Here is a 12,906-nt window from a genome sequence, read left to right as displayed (position 1 = left end):
ATTGACCTTTGTATACAAACCAACTTGAATGAGGCTAACGCTTCGTACGCCCGGCAATCCACCGATTTCGGGCGATCCCCCATCCGACCGAGGTCATCATGAGCGATACAGCCAAAGGCTATCTGACCACCCACGTGCTGGACACGGCGCGCGGTCGCCCTGCCGGCGATCTGCGCATCGAACTCCATCGGCTGGAGGGCGGGACTCGCCTGCGCCTGGCCGATGTGAAGACCAATGCCGACGGACGCTGCGATGCACCGCTGCTCGAGGGCGACGACTTCACCGCCGGCGTCTACGAGTTGCTGTTTTACGCTGGTGACTATTTGGGCGCGGATCAGCAATTCTCTGGACGTTTTCTCGACCGGATTCCGTTGCAGTTCATCGTCGACTCTCCCGACGAGCATTATCACGTGCCGTTGTTGTTATCGCCGTACAGCTACTCGACGTACCGGGGTAGCTGATGACCACGACCCTGATCCATAACGCCGAACTGGTGGCGACGTTCGACGATGCCGAGCGCGAGCTGCGCGATGCCAGCATTCTCGTCAGCGACGACCGCATCGTCGCGATCGGCTCGGCGCAGGAGGTCGCGGCCGAGCTCGAGGCGCCGGCCGACAGGGTCATCGATGCCAGCGGCCAGGTGCTGCTGCCGGGGCTGGTCAACACGCACCATCACTTCTACCAGACCCTGACGCGCAACCTGCCGGCGGGGCAGAACGCCGAGCTGTTCGACTGGCTGGTGACCCACTATCCGATCTGGGCGCGACTCGACCCGGAATCGCTCCACGCCAGCAGCCAGATCGCTGCGGCGGAGCTGCTGCTCTCTGGCTGCACCACGGCGGCGGATCACACCTACCTGTGGCCCAACGGCGCACGTATCGACGACCAGATCGCGGCGGTCTCCGAGCTCGGCCTGCGCTTCCATGCCTCGCGGGGCTCGATGTCGGTGGGCGAGTCCCAGGGTGGGCTGCCGCCGGACAGCGTGGTCGAAACCGAACAGGCAATCCTCGACGATACCCAGCGCGCCATCGAGCGCTATCACGACGCCGCCGAGCGGGCGATGACCCGTATCGTGGTGGCGCCCTGCTCGCCGTTCTCGGTTTCCCGCGAATTGATGGTCGCAAGCGCCGAGCTGGCCCGTCACTACGGGGTGCATCTGCATACCCACCTGGCCGAAACCCGCGACGAGGAAGCCTACTGTCGCGAGCGCTTCGGCTGCACGCCGGTGGAGTACGCCGAGCAGGTCGGCTGGGTCGGCAGCGATGTCTGGTTCGCCCACATGGTGCACCCGCATGCCGACGAGATCGCGCGCCTCGGCGGCCACTACTGCGGCGCGTCGCACTGTCCCAGCTCCAACATGCGTCTCGGTTCCGGCATCGCGCCGGTGATGGCGATGCACCGGGCCGGCATGCGAGTCGGCCTCGGCGTCGATGGCAGCGCCTCCAACGACGGCTCGCACCTGCTGGCGGAGGCGCGCCAGGCGATGCTGCTGGGCCGGCTCCAGGGCGACATGGGCGAATTCACCGCGCGCCGGATGCTGTGGTTCGCCACCCGTGGCGGCGCTGCGGTGCTGGGCCGGGACGATATCGGCCAGCTCGCGGTGGGCAAGGCCGCCGATATCATCGGCTTCCGGCTGGACTCGCTGGCCCTGGCCGGTGGCGCGCTGCACGACCCGCTGGCATCGCTGGTGTTCTGCCAGCCGCCCCAGGTCGAGCTGTCGATCGTCAACGGTGTGCGCCGTGTCGAAAGCGGCCAGCTGCTCGGCCACGATCTCGATGCCATGGTGGCGAGGCACAACGCCAGCGCCAGGCGGCTGATCGCGGGCTGAGCATCCGCGCCCGGGCGGCTGTCATCTGGCGACGGGCCGTATACAATCGATGACAACGTGAATTATCGATGCGACCGGCGCTGGGTGGAGCGAACGACAATGGCAAAAAGCGCGAACGCAGCGAGCAATACGAGTACGAGCAAGTCTGCCGAGGCGAAACGTGGTCGCGGGGCGGGCAAGGCGGGTGACGGCGCCGAGCGCCATGCAACGATCTATCAGCAGATTCGCGAGGCGATCGTCGAGCACCGGCTCAAGCCGGGGGCGCGGCTACGCGAGGATGCGCTGGCGGAAGTGTTCGGTGTCAGCCGTACCGGCATCCGCAAGATTTTGCAGCGCCTGGCGCTGGAGTATCTGGTCACGCTGACCCCACGGCGTGGCGCCAGCGTCAGTCGGCCGACTATCGAGGAGGCGCGAGACGTGTTCGCCGCTCGCCAACTGATCGAGTGCCAGCTGATGCCCTGGGTGTCCCGCCGGCTGCAACCGGCGGATGCCAGGGCCCTGCGCGAGATGGCGACGAGCGAGCGCCAGGCCCTGCGCGCCGGCGAGCAGAGTCGGGCCATCCAGCTCTCCGCCCAGTTCCATCAGCGTCTGGCCGAGCTCTCCGGCAATACGCCACTGGCGGAATTCGTCGAACGGCTCTGCTCGCGCTCGTCGCTGATCCTCGCCGTCTACGGTGCCTCCGGGCATCTGGGCTGTGAATCCCACGACCATGACGAGCTGGTCACGCTGCTGGAAGCCGGCAGGGAGGAGCGCGCCGTCGCCTTCATGCAGCGCCACTTGAAGGCGATCGAGGCGTCGCTGTCGATCGAGGAAAGCACCGACGAAGCGCCGGATCTGCGGCAGATCTTTGGCTGATGCGCTGAGCGGATTCGACTACACGCCCCAGTCGGCGAAGCGCCCGCTGAACGGCTTGGGCCGCGGAAAGGCGAGATCGCCGTGCTTGCTGGTGCCCAGGCCCAGCGAGACCAGCGACTCCGCCAGTTTCACCGCGGCGCTGACGCCTTCGATCACCGGCATCTGCAGGTCATGGGTGAGGCGCTCGGTGAGGTCCGCCATGCCGCCGCAGCCGAGCACGATGGCGCCGATGCCGTCCTCTTCCCTGGCTCGCTGGCACTCTTCCAGCAGCGCCTGGTAGGCGTTGCCCGCCGGGTTCTCCAGCTCCAGCACCGGCAGGTCGGTGGCACGAACGCGCCGGCAGTTGTGGCGGAATCCATACTGGTCGAGCAGATGCTCGGCGATGATCGCGGTGCGGGCCAGCGTGGTCACCACCGAGAAGCGGGTGCTGATCAGCGCGGCCAGGTGGAAGCCCGCCTCGGCGATGCCGATGACCGGTGCGCGGGTCAGCTCCCGCGCCGCCAGCAGCCCCGGATCGCCGAAGCAGGCGATGACGTAGGCGTCCATGCCCAGCGCTTCGCCGCGCCGAATCTCCTCCAGCACGCCGACGGCGCTGACCGCCTCGTCGAAGTGGCTCTCGATCGATACCGGCCCGCTGTCCGGCTGACTGACGTGGATCTGCGTGTGCTCCGCCGCCACGCGGTTGGCGCAGGCACCGATCTTGTCGGTCATGCTGGCGGTCGTATTGGGGTTGATGACGTGGATCTGCATGGCATGGCACCTTGGCGACTCGGACGAATCGCGATACGGTTATTTTGTCCACAAAAATAACCGAGTTTGAATACAATATCGATGACGTCGGTATCGATGCCGTTGGCGTTGGCAGCGACGGATTCGACGAAGACCATTCCGACGACCGCCATCTCGACAAAAAGGGCACCGCGCATGATCTCTCCCGACTATCCTCGCGACCTGATCGGCTACGGCCGCAACCCGCCCCAGGCCGACTGGCCGGGCCGGGCCCGCGTGGCGGTGCAGTTCGTGCTCAACTACGAGGAGGGCGGCGAGAACAGCGTCCTTCACGGTGATAGCCATTCCGAACAGTTCCTCTCCGAGATCGCCGGGGCGGAGGCGTATCCGGCGCGCCATCTGAGCATGGAGTCGATCTACGAGTACGGATCCCGGGCCGGCGTGTGGCGGGTGCTGCGGGAGTTCGAACGACGCGGCCTGCCGCTGACGGTGTTCGGCGTGGCCATGGCGCTGGAGCGCAATCCGGAGGTGGCCCAGGCATTCAAGGCGCTGGGCCACGAGATCGCCTGTCACGGTTACCGCTGGATTCACTACCAGAACGTGCCGGAAGCGGTCGAGCGCGACCATCTCGAGCGCGCGCTGGCCATCTTCCAGTCGCTCTTTGGTGAGCTGCCGCAGGGCTGGTACACCGGCCGCGACAGCCCCAACACCCGGCGTCTGCTTCTTGACCGGGGCGGCTTTCTCTACGACAGCGACTACTACGGCGACGACCTGCCGTTCTGGATGCCGGCCGAAGACAGTCAGGGCCAGACGCATCAGCATCTTGTCGTGCCCTACACGCTGGATACCAACGACATGCGCTTCGCCTCGCCGACCGGCTTCGATCATGGCGAGCCGTTCTTCCAGTATCTGCGCGACGCGTTCGACGTGCTCTACGAGGAGGGCGCGGAGACGCCCAAGATGCTGTCGATCGGCCTGCACTGCCGCCTGGTCGGCCGCCCCGGGCGCTTTCGCGCGCTGCAACGCTTCCTCGATCATCTCGAGGCCCACGACCGGGTGTGGATAACCCGGCGTGTGGATATCGCCCGTCACTGGGCGGCGGTGCATCCGGCCTCGTAACGGATCGACCCCACGACACGGTGAATGCGGGGGCGGGTTTCGCGCCTCTGATTTCGCGCGCCTTGGCGGTGCGTGCGACGAGCCCGTTGCACCGGATGGGCCCGGATGATAGCCCTGATCGTCCTGTAGCTAGTGCTATTCCTGCCGGTGAAGGCTGACTAACTGACTGAATCGGCGCCATTCGGAGTGAGTTGGCGCCGGGTTTGCTACATCTGGCTGTGAAACAAATGTTTCTCGACCCATGGAGAAGTCGTCAATTGTTTCTCTGCCTCTCTAACAAAACATACAAGCACTCGTCAGGAGATAGGGCATGTTCGCTTTCGCCAAGAATCGATTCTCGCGCCAGCTCGTGCTGGCACTCTGCTGCACCGTTGCCGCTGGCCTCGCCGCCGTTGCGGTACAGGCCAGCGATCTGGATACCATCGAACAGCGCGGCACCCTGCGCGTTGCCGTTCCACAGGATTTCCCGCCGTTCGGTTCGGTGGGCACCGATCTGCAGCCGCAGGGCTATGACGTCGATATGGCGCAGTATCTGGCCGATCAGATGGAGCTCGATCTGCAACTGGTGACGGTCACCAGCGCCAATCGCATTCCCTTCCTGCAGACCGACAAGGTCGACCTGGTGATCTCGAGCCTGGGCAAGAATCCCGAGCGCGCGGCGGTGATCGACTTTACCGAGGCCTACGCCCCGTTCTTTCTCGGTGTTTTCGGCACGCCAGACGCCGCCCGGATCGACGATGCCGCCGGCCTTTCCGGCAAGACCGTCGGGGTGACTCGTGGTTCGGTCGAGGACATGGAGCTTTCCGATCTGGCGCCTGACGATGCCACGATCCAGCGCTTCGAAGACAATGCCACCACGATCTCCGCTTTTCTATCCGGCCAGGTCGACTACATCGCCACCGGCAACGTGGTGGCAGCGCAGATCGCCGAGCGCAATGCCGAGCGCGCGCCGACCATGGTCTTCCGGATCAAGAATTCGCCCTGTTACATCGGCCTGACCCAGGACAACACGGTGCTGAAGACGCGCGTCAATGAACTGATCGAACAAGGCAAAGAGGACGGCACGCTGGAGTCGATGTCGCAGAAGTGGTTCCACACCGCGCTGCCCGACGACCTCTGAACGAGTCGCTTGATCTCTGTCTGGACGGATAATTCGCCATGACTCTGGATTTCTCCACGCTGCTGCCCTACACGGACGCGATCCTCGAGGGGCTGGTGACGACGGTCTGGCTGACCGTCGTCACCACCGTCGCCGGGATCGCGCTGGCGATCGTCGTCGCCTATGCCCGCGATGGTTCGCGGGAAGGCCCTTCTGGCATCGTCAGTCGCCTTCTCGGTGCCTACGTCGAGGTGATTCGCAATACCCCGTTCATCGTGCAGCTGTTCTTTCTGTTCTTCGGCTTGCCGGCCCTGGGCGTGTCGATCAGCGCCACCGTCGCCGCGCTGCTGGCGATGATTCTGAATCTTGGCGCCTACACGGCCGAAATCCTGCGTGCCGGGATCGATTCGACGCTGAAAGGCCAGCATGAAGCCGCCCGTGCGCTGGGCCTCTCCCGGCTGCAAAGCTTTCGTCATGTGGTGCTGATGCCGGCCTTCTCGCGAGTTTATCCATCGCTGATCAGCCAGTGCATCATCGTCATGCTGGGTTCTGCAGTGGTCTCCCAGATTTCGGTGTTCGATCTGACCTACGCCGCCAACTTCATCCAGTCGCGCAACTTCCGCGGCTTCGAGGTCTACCTGGTAGTGACGCTGATCTATCTGCTGCTGGCGGTGGGCCTGCGGCTGGCGTTCGAATTCGTCGGCCGGCGGCTGTTCGCGTTTCGTCAGGGAGGGTCATCATGACCGATTTCACGCTGTGGGACATCGTGCGCAACCTGCTGCTGGCGGGGCGCTGGACCGTCGTGCTGTCGCTGATCGCCTTCACCGGTGGTGCCGTCGTCGGCCTGGTATTGACGCTCGCACGCATGGGCGGTCTGTGGCCGGTGCGCTGGCTGATCCGGCTCTACGTCGATCTGTTTCAGGGCACGCCGCTGTTGATGCAGCTGTTTCTGGCCTACTTCGGTGCCGCCGTGCTCGGCTTTGACGTCTCCGCCTGGACCGCGGCCAGCGTGGCGCTGACGCTCTTCACCAGTGCCTTTCTGTGCGACATCTGGCGTGGCTGTGTCGAGGCGGTCCCCAGCGGGCAGTGGCAGGCCGCGCGCGTGCTCGGGCTGAACTATCTGCAGTCGATGCGCCACGTCATCCTGCCGCAGGCGCTGCGACTCGCGGTGCCGCCGACCGTGGGCTTCTCCGTGCAGGTCATCAAGGGCACGGCGCTGGCTTCGGTGATCGGCTTCGTCGAACTGACCAAGGCCGGCACCATGCTCAACAATGCGGCCTTCGCTCCCTTCACCATCTTCGCGCTGGTGGCACTCGGATACTTCATCCTCTGCTATCCGCTGTCCCGCTATGCCCGTCACCTGGAGAAAAAGCTCTATGGCGCTGGTATCCGTTAAAGACCTGCATAAATCCTTCGGTGAGCTGGAGGTGCTCAAGGGCATCGATCTGGAGATCGAGGCCGGCGAGGTGGTGTCGATCATCGGCCGCAGCGGCTCGGGCAAGAGTACCTTGCTGCGCTGCCTCAACCAACTCGAGCAACACGACTGGGGCACCATCCATCTGGCCGATCAGCGTCTCGACGGCACCGCGATGTCGCCGGGGGAACTGAGCCAGAACGTCGGCATGGTGTTCCAGAGCTTCAACCTGTTCCCGCACAAGACGGTGATCGAGAACGTGATGCTGGCACCGCTGGTGGTCAAGCAGACGCCCCGGGAAGAGGCACGCCGGATTGCCGAGGCGGTGCTCGCCAAGGTGGGGATGTCCGAGAAGGTCGACGCCTATCCGGCCCAGCTCTCCGGCGGCCAGCAGCAGCGTGTGGCCATCGCCCGGGCGCTGGCGATGAATCCCAAGGTGCTGCTCTGCGACGAGGTAACCTCGGCACTTGACCCGGAACTGGTGGGTGAGGTGCTGCGGGTGCTCGAGGACCTGGCCCGGGAAGGGATGACGCTGATCCTGGTCACCCATGAGATGAAGTTTGCCCGCGACGTCAGTGATCGGGTCGTGTTCATGCATCAGGGGCGCATCCACGAATCGGGGGATCCGCAGACGTTGTTCACGCGCCCCCGGACCCCGGAACTGAATCAGTTCATCGCCTCGGTCCTGTAACGGCGGGCACTGTGTCAAGATTCACGCAACGTCAAGATTACGCAACGTTCACGGCTCAAGGTTCACGACTCGAGGTTCACGGCCCAGAGTTCACGATAAGGAACGTCATGCAGGCGCATATCGGTCGGCGGCTACAACAGCATTTCCCGGAACTGGGCCCTCAGGAACGCCGGGTGGCGGACTTCATCCTGGCGCACCTCGAGGATCTGGCGGTCTACAGCGCGACCGATCTGTCGCGGCTCAGTGGCGTCTCCAAGGCGACCGTGACCCGCCTGTTCAAGCGCCTGGGCTTTGATGACTTCAAGGCGGTCAAGGCGCATGCGCGCCAGCTGCGCCATTACGGCGTACCGCTGGCATCGGGTTCCGATACGCTGGGCGATGGCGTCGAGCGCTTCCGCCGACACGCCGAACGCGAGCAGGATAATCTGCGCCAGTGCCTCGAAGGGCTGACACCGATGCTGTTCGACGAGGTCGTTCGCGCGCTCGACGAGGCGCCGGCGGTGGCCGTGGTGGGCTATCGCAACAGCTATCCGGTGGCTCTGCATCTGCGCCAGCAGCTGCTTCAGGCCCGGGCTAACGTCCGTCTGCTGCCCGCGCCTAATCAGTCATTGGCCGAGGAGCTGGTTGAACTCGAGCCCGGCACGCTGATCGTGCTGATCGGCTTTCGCCGCCGGCCCAGACTGTTCGAGAAGCTGGTCGGCGCGCTCAACGACCGCGAACATCGCGTATTGCTGATCGGCGATCCGACCACCGCCAAATATGCGGATCGGGTCACCTGGCGGCTGGAGTGTGCGCTGGAGACGATCTCGGCATTCGATAGCTACGCCAGCGCGATGAGCCTGGTCAGTCTGCTGGCCAACGCCATGCTGCATCGTCGGTTGGCGCAAGGGCGGGCCAGGATCGGCGAAGTGACCGAGTTGTATCAGGAGCTCGATGAGCTCGCTGACTTTTCAGGCAGACTCTGAGAAGACGCATCGCAGGATAGGGACAAAAAGCAAACAGGACGTGTGGCGTTCGACGCCTGGCCGAATCGGACGCCGATTGATCGAGGAGAGAGCATGTCGCAGCGCAGCCACGATGCACCGAAACGAACCTACTATGCCCCCCACGGCGGTCTGCCGCCGCAGAGCCAGCTGATCCATGGCCGCGCCGTGTTCACCGAGGCCTATGCGGTCATTCCCAAGGGGGTGATGAGCGATATCGTTACCAGCTTTCTGCCGCATTGGGAAAAGACCCGATTGTGGGTGCTGTCACGACCGCTCTCCGGATTTGCCGAGACGTTTTCCCAGTACATCATGGAAGTCTCGCCCGGCGGGGGCAGCGAGCGGCCGGAACCGGACAGTGGCGCCGAGGGCGTGTTGTTCGTGGTCGAGGGCGAGATGACGCTCACCATCGGCGGCGAGACGCACGACATGGGGCCGGGCGGCTACGCCTACCTGCCGCCGGGCTGCGACTGGCAGCTGAGCAACGCGAGCGACGCGCCGGTGCGCTTCCACTGGATTCGCAAGGCGTACGAATTCGTCGATGGACTGGAGACGCCGCCGGCGTTCGTCACCAACGAGCAGACGATTGCGCCGACGCCGATGCCGGATACTGACGGCCGCTGGGCGACCACGCGCTTCGTCGATCCCGCGGATCTGCGACACGACATGCACGTGACCATCGTTACCTTCCAGCCGGGCGGCGTGATTCCGTTCGACGAGACCCACGTGATGGAGCACGGCCTTTACGTGCTCGAGGGCCGCGCGGTCTATCACCTCAACCAGGACTGGGTCGAGGTCGAGGCCGGCGACTACATGTGGCTGCGCGCGTTCTGCCCGCAATCCTGTTACGCCGCCGGATCGGAACCGTTCCGCTATCTGCTCTACAAGGACGTCAACCGGCACATGAAACTGTCGCTTTCCGGGCGCTAGGGAAACGCTGAATAAATCGTCGAACGAGACGAGGGGCCAGGCGCACGGAACGCAGAAGGCGAGACATAACATGGGGTTAGGCGAGCCTTCGAGTACCGCGCAACGCAGCCATTCGCTCGTGCAGGCATTTGTGCAGTGGTTCCTTAGCCGAAGCGGGAGAGCCGATAGGGCGCCAGCGGCGGCAAATCGCTCGTTGATGAGAGGCCTTCGCCGCTGTCGGCTGCTCCGGCCAGATCGGCGATCAACTCGGCGGTGATCGCCGACTGCGTCAGCCCCAGGTGGTGATGGCCGAACGCCAGCAGCACGCGGCCGTCGCACACACGATCGATGATCGGCAGCGAGTCCGGCAGCGACGGGCGGAAGCCCATCCACGGCGTGGCGTCCCCGGCGTCGAGATCGGTCTTGAACAGGCCGTGGCTCAGGCGGTGCAACTGCCACGCCCGGCCCATGTTGGGCGGTGCGTTCAGCCCCGCGAACTCCACGGTGCCAGCCAATCTCAGCCCGGTCTCCATCGGCGTCATGATGAAACGGCGCTCCAGTGAGGTCACCGCGAAGGGCAGGCGGTCGTGCTCACGGGGTAGCATCAGGTGATAGCCGCGCTCGGTATCCAGCGGTACGTGCTTGCCGGTGAGCTGGGCGGTCAACGCTGCCGAGTGGGCGCCACAGGCGAGCAGCACGCGACTCGCCGTCAGTTGTCGGCTATCGGTGACGAGCCGAACGCCGGACTCGACAACTTGCGCCGAGCGCACCGTCTCTTGGGCGAATTGCACGCCCTGGCGCCGGGCGGCTTCCACTAGCGTCGTGACCACCCGCCACGGATCCAGTACATGGCCCGTGGCCGGGAAGAACAGTCCGCCCAGCAGCTCGTCCGAGAGCTGTGGCGCCGCGCGTTGAATCGCGTTTCTGTCCCACAGCGCCACCGGCACCTGCTGTTCGCGCATGCGCGACTCGAGCGCTTCCAGCTTGGCGTGAGACTCCGGCTTCTCGTAGACCAGCAGCGAGCCGTCCGCCTTGAGCAGGTGGCTGCTGTCGACCGACGCCAGCAGGCGTTGCCACGCCGCCAGGCTGCGTTCGTTGAGCGCGCGGATGCCGGCCACGCTTCGGCCAAAGGGTTCCGGGCGTAGGTTCAGCACCAGTCGCGTCAACCACGGCAGCGCCCGGGGCAGATATTTCCAGTCCAGCCGCAGCGGACCCATGGGGTCCATGAGCATTCCGGGCAGCGACATTAGAATCGACGCATCGGCGATCGGAAAGACCTGTTCGGTGGCGAGGTGCCCGGCGTTGCCGTAGGAGGCGCCGCGTCCCGGTTCCTGGGTGTCGAGTACCATCACGCGGTGGCCCTGGCGCGCCAGGGCCAGGGCGCTGGTCACGCCGACGAGGCCGGCACCGACGACGATGATATCGGCATCGGGCGAAGCCGAAGGCGGTGAGTCCGACATGCGCTACCTCATGACCAGAAGGGCAAGTGAATGCGCGGGGAACGCGCCTCGCATCAGGCGCTGCGCAGATTCTTTTCCAGCACCGCCGCGATGCCTTCCGCGGCATCCTTGATATGGCTTTCCAGTAGTCGGCAGGCCTTGTCGACGTCGCCCTGGCGCGCCAGTTCCAGCAACTCGCGGTGTTCGAGTTCCGCCTTCTCGATCTCGCGGGTATAGACCAGTTGCATGCGGATATAACGCCCGGACTTGGTGTTCAACTGGCCGATCATGGCCAGCGTCTCGGGCAGCCCGGAGGGCGCATACAGCGCGTGGTGAAACGCGAAGTTGTAGTCGCTCCAGTTGTCGATCTGGCTGCCGGAGTCGAGCGCGGCGTCGTACTGGCGCAGGACACTGCCGGCGTGATCGAGATCCGCCGCTGTCAGGTTCGGAATCGCATGGCGCAGCACGTAGGTCTCGAGCAGCACGCGCAGATCGAACAGTTCGCGGATCGCCGCCACCGAGAGTTCGGTGGTGAAGGCGCCGCGATGGGCGTGAAACTCCACCAGCCCCTCGGACTCCAGGGTCAGCAGCGCCTCCCGAACGGGAATGCGGCTGACGTCGTAGTCCCTGGCCAGCGCATCCTGGCGTAGCTGGGAGCCGCCCTTGAACTCGCCACCGAGAATGCGCTCGCGCAGATCGTCCGCCACGTACTGGGCTCGGGTCTTGAAAGTCGCCATGAAGTCTCATCGTTTCGCAGAATCTGGATATTGTATGCAATCCATATGGCGCCCGCCGACTTTTCAGGCCCGCGCTCTGTTCCAGATCAGCGTTGCAAGATCGGTGCGGAAAGACCGACTCAGGCCACGTCGAGCCGCGCCGACCACTGCGCATACCACTCCCGGAACAACGCGTACTGGGTTTCGACGTAGCGTCGCTGGGCATCGCTCAGGACATCGCTCTCGTTGAAGTGGAGTTCGTAGGCGCTGTCGCCGTTGAGCACCATCAGCTGCTTGTAATAGAGCACCAGGTCCACGCCTTCATCGAAGGAGGAGAGCACCGCCAGTGCGGATTCCAGCTCCTGGGCCAGACGTCGGGCTGCGGGATCTCCCTTGGCGGCTTTCTCGCAGAGCGCGACCAGCTGCAGCACCTCTTTCGGCAGCGCGTTGCCGACCCCGGTGATGGCACCGGTGGCGTTGCAGTTGACGAAACCGTGGAACACCTGGGTATCGACACCCACCATCAGGCTGACCTCGTCATCCTGGGAGGTGATGTGCTCGGCCGCGTAGCGCAGGTCGTCTGCGCCGCCGAACTCCTTGAACCCGATCAGATTGGGATGTTCGCGACGCAGCTCGAAGAACAGGTCCGCGCGGGTGGCGAAGCCGTAGTAGGGGCTGTTGTAGATCACCGCCGGCAGTTCGGGGGCGGCTTGCAGGATCGCCGAAAAGTGCGCCTTCTGGGCCGCAGGGACGGTACCGCGGGAGAGCACGCGGGGAATGACCATCAGCCCCTGGGCGCCGACCTTGGCCGCATGGGCGGCGTGGGAGACCGCCTCCTTCGAGTTGACCGCGCCGGTGCCGACGATGACGGGTACGCCGGCGGCGACCAATCTCGCCACGCCCTCCTGGCGTTCGGCTTCGCTGAGCAAGGGCCAGTCGCCCATCGAGCCGCAGTAGACCACCGCGCGCATGCCGAGATCGACCAGTTCGCGCCCCTTGGCGACCAGCGCGTCGTAATCCGGCGTGCGGTCGGCGGTGCAGGGGGTCATCAGAGCGGGGATGCAGCCGGTGAAGATGGAGTCGTTCATGGTTGTCCTCTGGAATTCGTGAATGGCTTTTCGGGA

15 protein-coding genes are annotated in these 12,906 nt (G+C 64.8%); 10 read left to right on the top strand and 5 right to left on the bottom strand.

Annotation, left to right across the window (positions count from 1 at the left end; all coding sequences use genetic code 11):
• The first annotated feature begins 98 nt into the window (after positions 1–98).
• From uraH to F0A16_RS14785, 3 genes are all read left to right on the top strand, one after another.
• Positions 99–461, top strand: a complete 363-nt coding sequence (gene uraH / locus F0A16_RS14795) for a hydroxyisourate hydrolase (protein WP_149436167.1) — start codon at positions 99–101, stop codon at positions 459–461.
• Positions 461–1,828, top strand: a complete 1,368-nt coding sequence (locus F0A16_RS14790; RefSeq protein ID WP_149436166.1) for an 8-oxoguanine deaminase — start codon at positions 461–463, stop codon at positions 1,826–1,828. Before uraH ends, F0A16_RS14790 begins: the two co-directional genes overlap by 1 nt.
• A gap of 99 nt (positions 1,829–1,927) precedes the next feature.
• Positions 1,928–2,683 (top strand): GntR family transcriptional regulator, encoded by a 756-nt coding sequence (locus tag F0A16_RS14785; protein WP_149436165.1) that lies wholly within the window; start codon positions 1,928–1,930, stop codon positions 2,681–2,683.
• Positions 2,684–2,701: 18 nt separating this feature from the next.
• Here F0A16_RS14785 and F0A16_RS14780 read toward each other — a convergent pair whose 3' ends face one another.
• Together F0A16_RS14780 and F0A16_RS14775 are read right to left on the bottom strand one after the other, a co-directional pair.
• Positions 2,702–3,433, bottom strand: a complete 732-nt coding sequence (locus F0A16_RS14780; protein ID WP_149436164.1) for an aspartate/glutamate racemase family protein — start codon at positions 3,431–3,433, stop codon at positions 2,702–2,704.
• Complete coding sequence (locus tag F0A16_RS14775) at positions 3,391–3,609, bottom strand: hypothetical protein (RefSeq protein ID WP_149436163.1); 219 nt, start codon at positions 3,607–3,609, stop codon at positions 3,391–3,393. Before F0A16_RS14775 ends, F0A16_RS14780 begins: the two co-directional genes overlap by 43 nt.
• On the opposite strand from F0A16_RS14775, the gene puuE reads away from it, so the two are divergent.
• From puuE to F0A16_RS14740, 7 genes are all read left to right on the top strand, one after another.
• A complete protein-coding gene (gene puuE / locus F0A16_RS14770) occupies positions 3,608–4,531 on the top strand; it encodes an allantoinase PuuE (protein ID WP_149436162.1) in 924 nt (307 codons plus the stop codon). The genes F0A16_RS14775 and puuE overlap by 2 nt on opposite strands.
• A 310-nt stretch (positions 4,532–4,841) precedes the next feature.
• Entirely contained in the window at positions 4,842–5,651 is an 810-nt protein-coding gene (locus tag F0A16_RS14765; protein WP_149436161.1) for a transporter substrate-binding domain-containing protein, read from the top strand.
• Positions 5,652–5,689: 38 nt separating this feature from the next.
• Positions 5,690–6,373: an amino acid ABC transporter permease gene (locus F0A16_RS14760; protein ID WP_149436160.1), complete on the top strand. Its 684-nt coding sequence runs from the start codon at positions 5,690–5,692 to the stop codon at positions 6,371–6,373.
• The gene (locus F0A16_RS14755; RefSeq protein WP_149436159.1) at positions 6,370–7,026 is read left to right on the top strand and encodes an amino acid ABC transporter permease; all 657 of its coding nucleotides are present in this window, start codon (positions 6,370–6,372) and stop codon (positions 7,024–7,026) included. Before F0A16_RS14760 ends, F0A16_RS14755 begins: the two co-directional genes overlap by 4 nt.
• Positions 7,007–7,735 carry an amino acid ABC transporter ATP-binding protein gene (locus tag F0A16_RS14750; RefSeq protein ID WP_149436158.1) on the top strand — a complete coding sequence of 243 codons (729 nt, stop codon included), beginning with the start codon at positions 7,007–7,009 and terminating at the stop codon, positions 7,733–7,735. Before F0A16_RS14755 ends, F0A16_RS14750 begins: the two co-directional genes overlap by 20 nt.
• 107 nt (positions 7,736–7,842) lie before the next feature.
• The gene (locus F0A16_RS14745) at positions 7,843–8,700 is read left to right on the top strand and encodes a MurR/RpiR family transcriptional regulator (RefSeq protein WP_149436157.1); all 858 of its coding nucleotides are present in this window, start codon (positions 7,843–7,845) and stop codon (positions 8,698–8,700) included.
• 93 nt (positions 8,701–8,793) lie between these two features.
• Positions 8,794–9,648: a bifunctional allantoicase/(S)-ureidoglycine aminohydrolase gene (locus tag F0A16_RS14740; protein ID WP_149436156.1), complete on the top strand. Its 855-nt coding sequence runs from the start codon at positions 8,794–8,796 to the stop codon at positions 9,646–9,648.
• A 143-nt stretch (positions 9,649–9,791) separates the two neighbouring features.
• On the opposite strand, the gene F0A16_RS14735 is transcribed toward F0A16_RS14740, so the two are convergent.
• The 3 genes from F0A16_RS14735 to F0A16_RS14725 all read right to left on the bottom strand — a co-directional run bounded on the left by F0A16_RS14735 (position 9,792) and on the right by F0A16_RS14725 (position 12,870).
• Entirely contained in the window at positions 9,792–11,087 is a 1,296-nt protein-coding gene (locus F0A16_RS14735; RefSeq protein ID WP_149436155.1) for an NAD(P)/FAD-dependent oxidoreductase, read from the bottom strand.
• Positions 11,088–11,140: 53 nt separating this feature from the next.
• Entirely contained in the window at positions 11,141–11,803 is a 663-nt protein-coding gene (locus F0A16_RS14730) for a GntR family transcriptional regulator (protein WP_149436154.1), read from the bottom strand.
• Between the two features lie 119 nt (positions 11,804–11,922).
• Positions 11,923–12,870 carry a dihydrodipicolinate synthase family protein gene (locus tag F0A16_RS14725; protein WP_149436153.1) on the bottom strand — a complete coding sequence of 316 codons (948 nt, stop codon included), beginning with the start codon at positions 12,868–12,870 and terminating at the stop codon, positions 11,923–11,925.
• Positions 12,871–12,906 lie beyond the last annotated feature (36 nt).

It is taken from the genome of Salinicola corii (genome assembly GCF_008298015.1).
GTDB classification, from domain to species: Bacteria; Pseudomonadota; Gammaproteobacteria; order Pseudomonadales; family Halomonadaceae; genus Salinicola; species Salinicola corii.
The sequence above is the reverse complement of the archived record's forward strand: the minus strand, read 5'-3'. Positions and strand labels throughout refer to the sequence as shown.

What these genes read in the sequence shown, in the direction of transcription:
- F0A16_RS14785 (WP_149436165.1), top strand. Translation starts at nt 1,928, where the DNA reads ATGGCAAAAAGCGCGAACGCAGCGAGCAATACGAGTACGAGCAAGTCT.
- F0A16_RS14765 (WP_149436161.1), top strand. Translation starts at nt 4,842, where the DNA reads ATGTTCGCTTTCGCCAAGAATCGATTCTCGCGCCAGCTCGTGCTGGCA.
- F0A16_RS14780 (WP_149436164.1), bottom strand. Translation starts at nt 3,433, where the DNA reads ATGCAGATCCACGTCATCAACCCCAATACGACCGCCAGCATGACCGAC.
- F0A16_RS14760 (WP_149436160.1), top strand. Translation starts at nt 5,690, where the DNA reads ATGACTCTGGATTTCTCCACGCTGCTGCCCTACACGGACGCGATCCTC.
- F0A16_RS14745 (WP_149436157.1), top strand. Translation starts at nt 7,843, where the DNA reads ATGCAGGCGCATATCGGTCGGCGGCTACAACAGCATTTCCCGGAACTG.
- puuE (WP_149436162.1), top strand. Translation starts at nt 3,608, where the DNA reads ATGATCTCTCCCGACTATCCTCGCGACCTGATCGGCTACGGCCGCAAC.
- F0A16_RS14735 (WP_149436155.1), bottom strand. Translation starts at nt 11,087, where the DNA reads ATGTCGGACTCACCGCCTTCGGCTTCGCCCGATGCCGATATCATCGTC.
- F0A16_RS14790 (WP_149436166.1), top strand. Translation starts at nt 461, where the DNA reads ATGACCACGACCCTGATCCATAACGCCGAACTGGTGGCGACGTTCGAC.
- F0A16_RS14755 (WP_149436159.1), top strand. Translation starts at nt 6,370, where the DNA reads ATGACCGATTTCACGCTGTGGGACATCGTGCGCAACCTGCTGCTGGCG.
- F0A16_RS14725 (WP_149436153.1), bottom strand. Translation starts at nt 12,870, where the DNA reads ATGAACGACTCCATCTTCACCGGCTGCATCCCCGCTCTGATGACCCCC.
- F0A16_RS14750 (WP_149436158.1), top strand. Translation starts at nt 7,007, where the DNA reads ATGGCGCTGGTATCCGTTAAAGACCTGCATAAATCCTTCGGTGAGCTG.
- F0A16_RS14730 (WP_149436154.1), bottom strand. Translation starts at nt 11,803, where the DNA reads ATGGCGACTTTCAAGACCCGAGCCCAGTACGTGGCGGACGATCTGCGC.
- uraH (WP_149436167.1), top strand. Translation starts at nt 99, where the DNA reads ATGAGCGATACAGCCAAAGGCTATCTGACCACCCACGTGCTGGACACG.
- F0A16_RS14775 (WP_149436163.1), bottom strand. Translation starts at nt 3,609, where the DNA reads ATGCGCGGTGCCCTTTTTGTCGAGATGGCGGTCGTCGGAATGGTCTTC.
- F0A16_RS14740 (WP_149436156.1), top strand. Translation starts at nt 8,794, where the DNA reads ATGTCGCAGCGCAGCCACGATGCACCGAAACGAACCTACTATGCCCCC.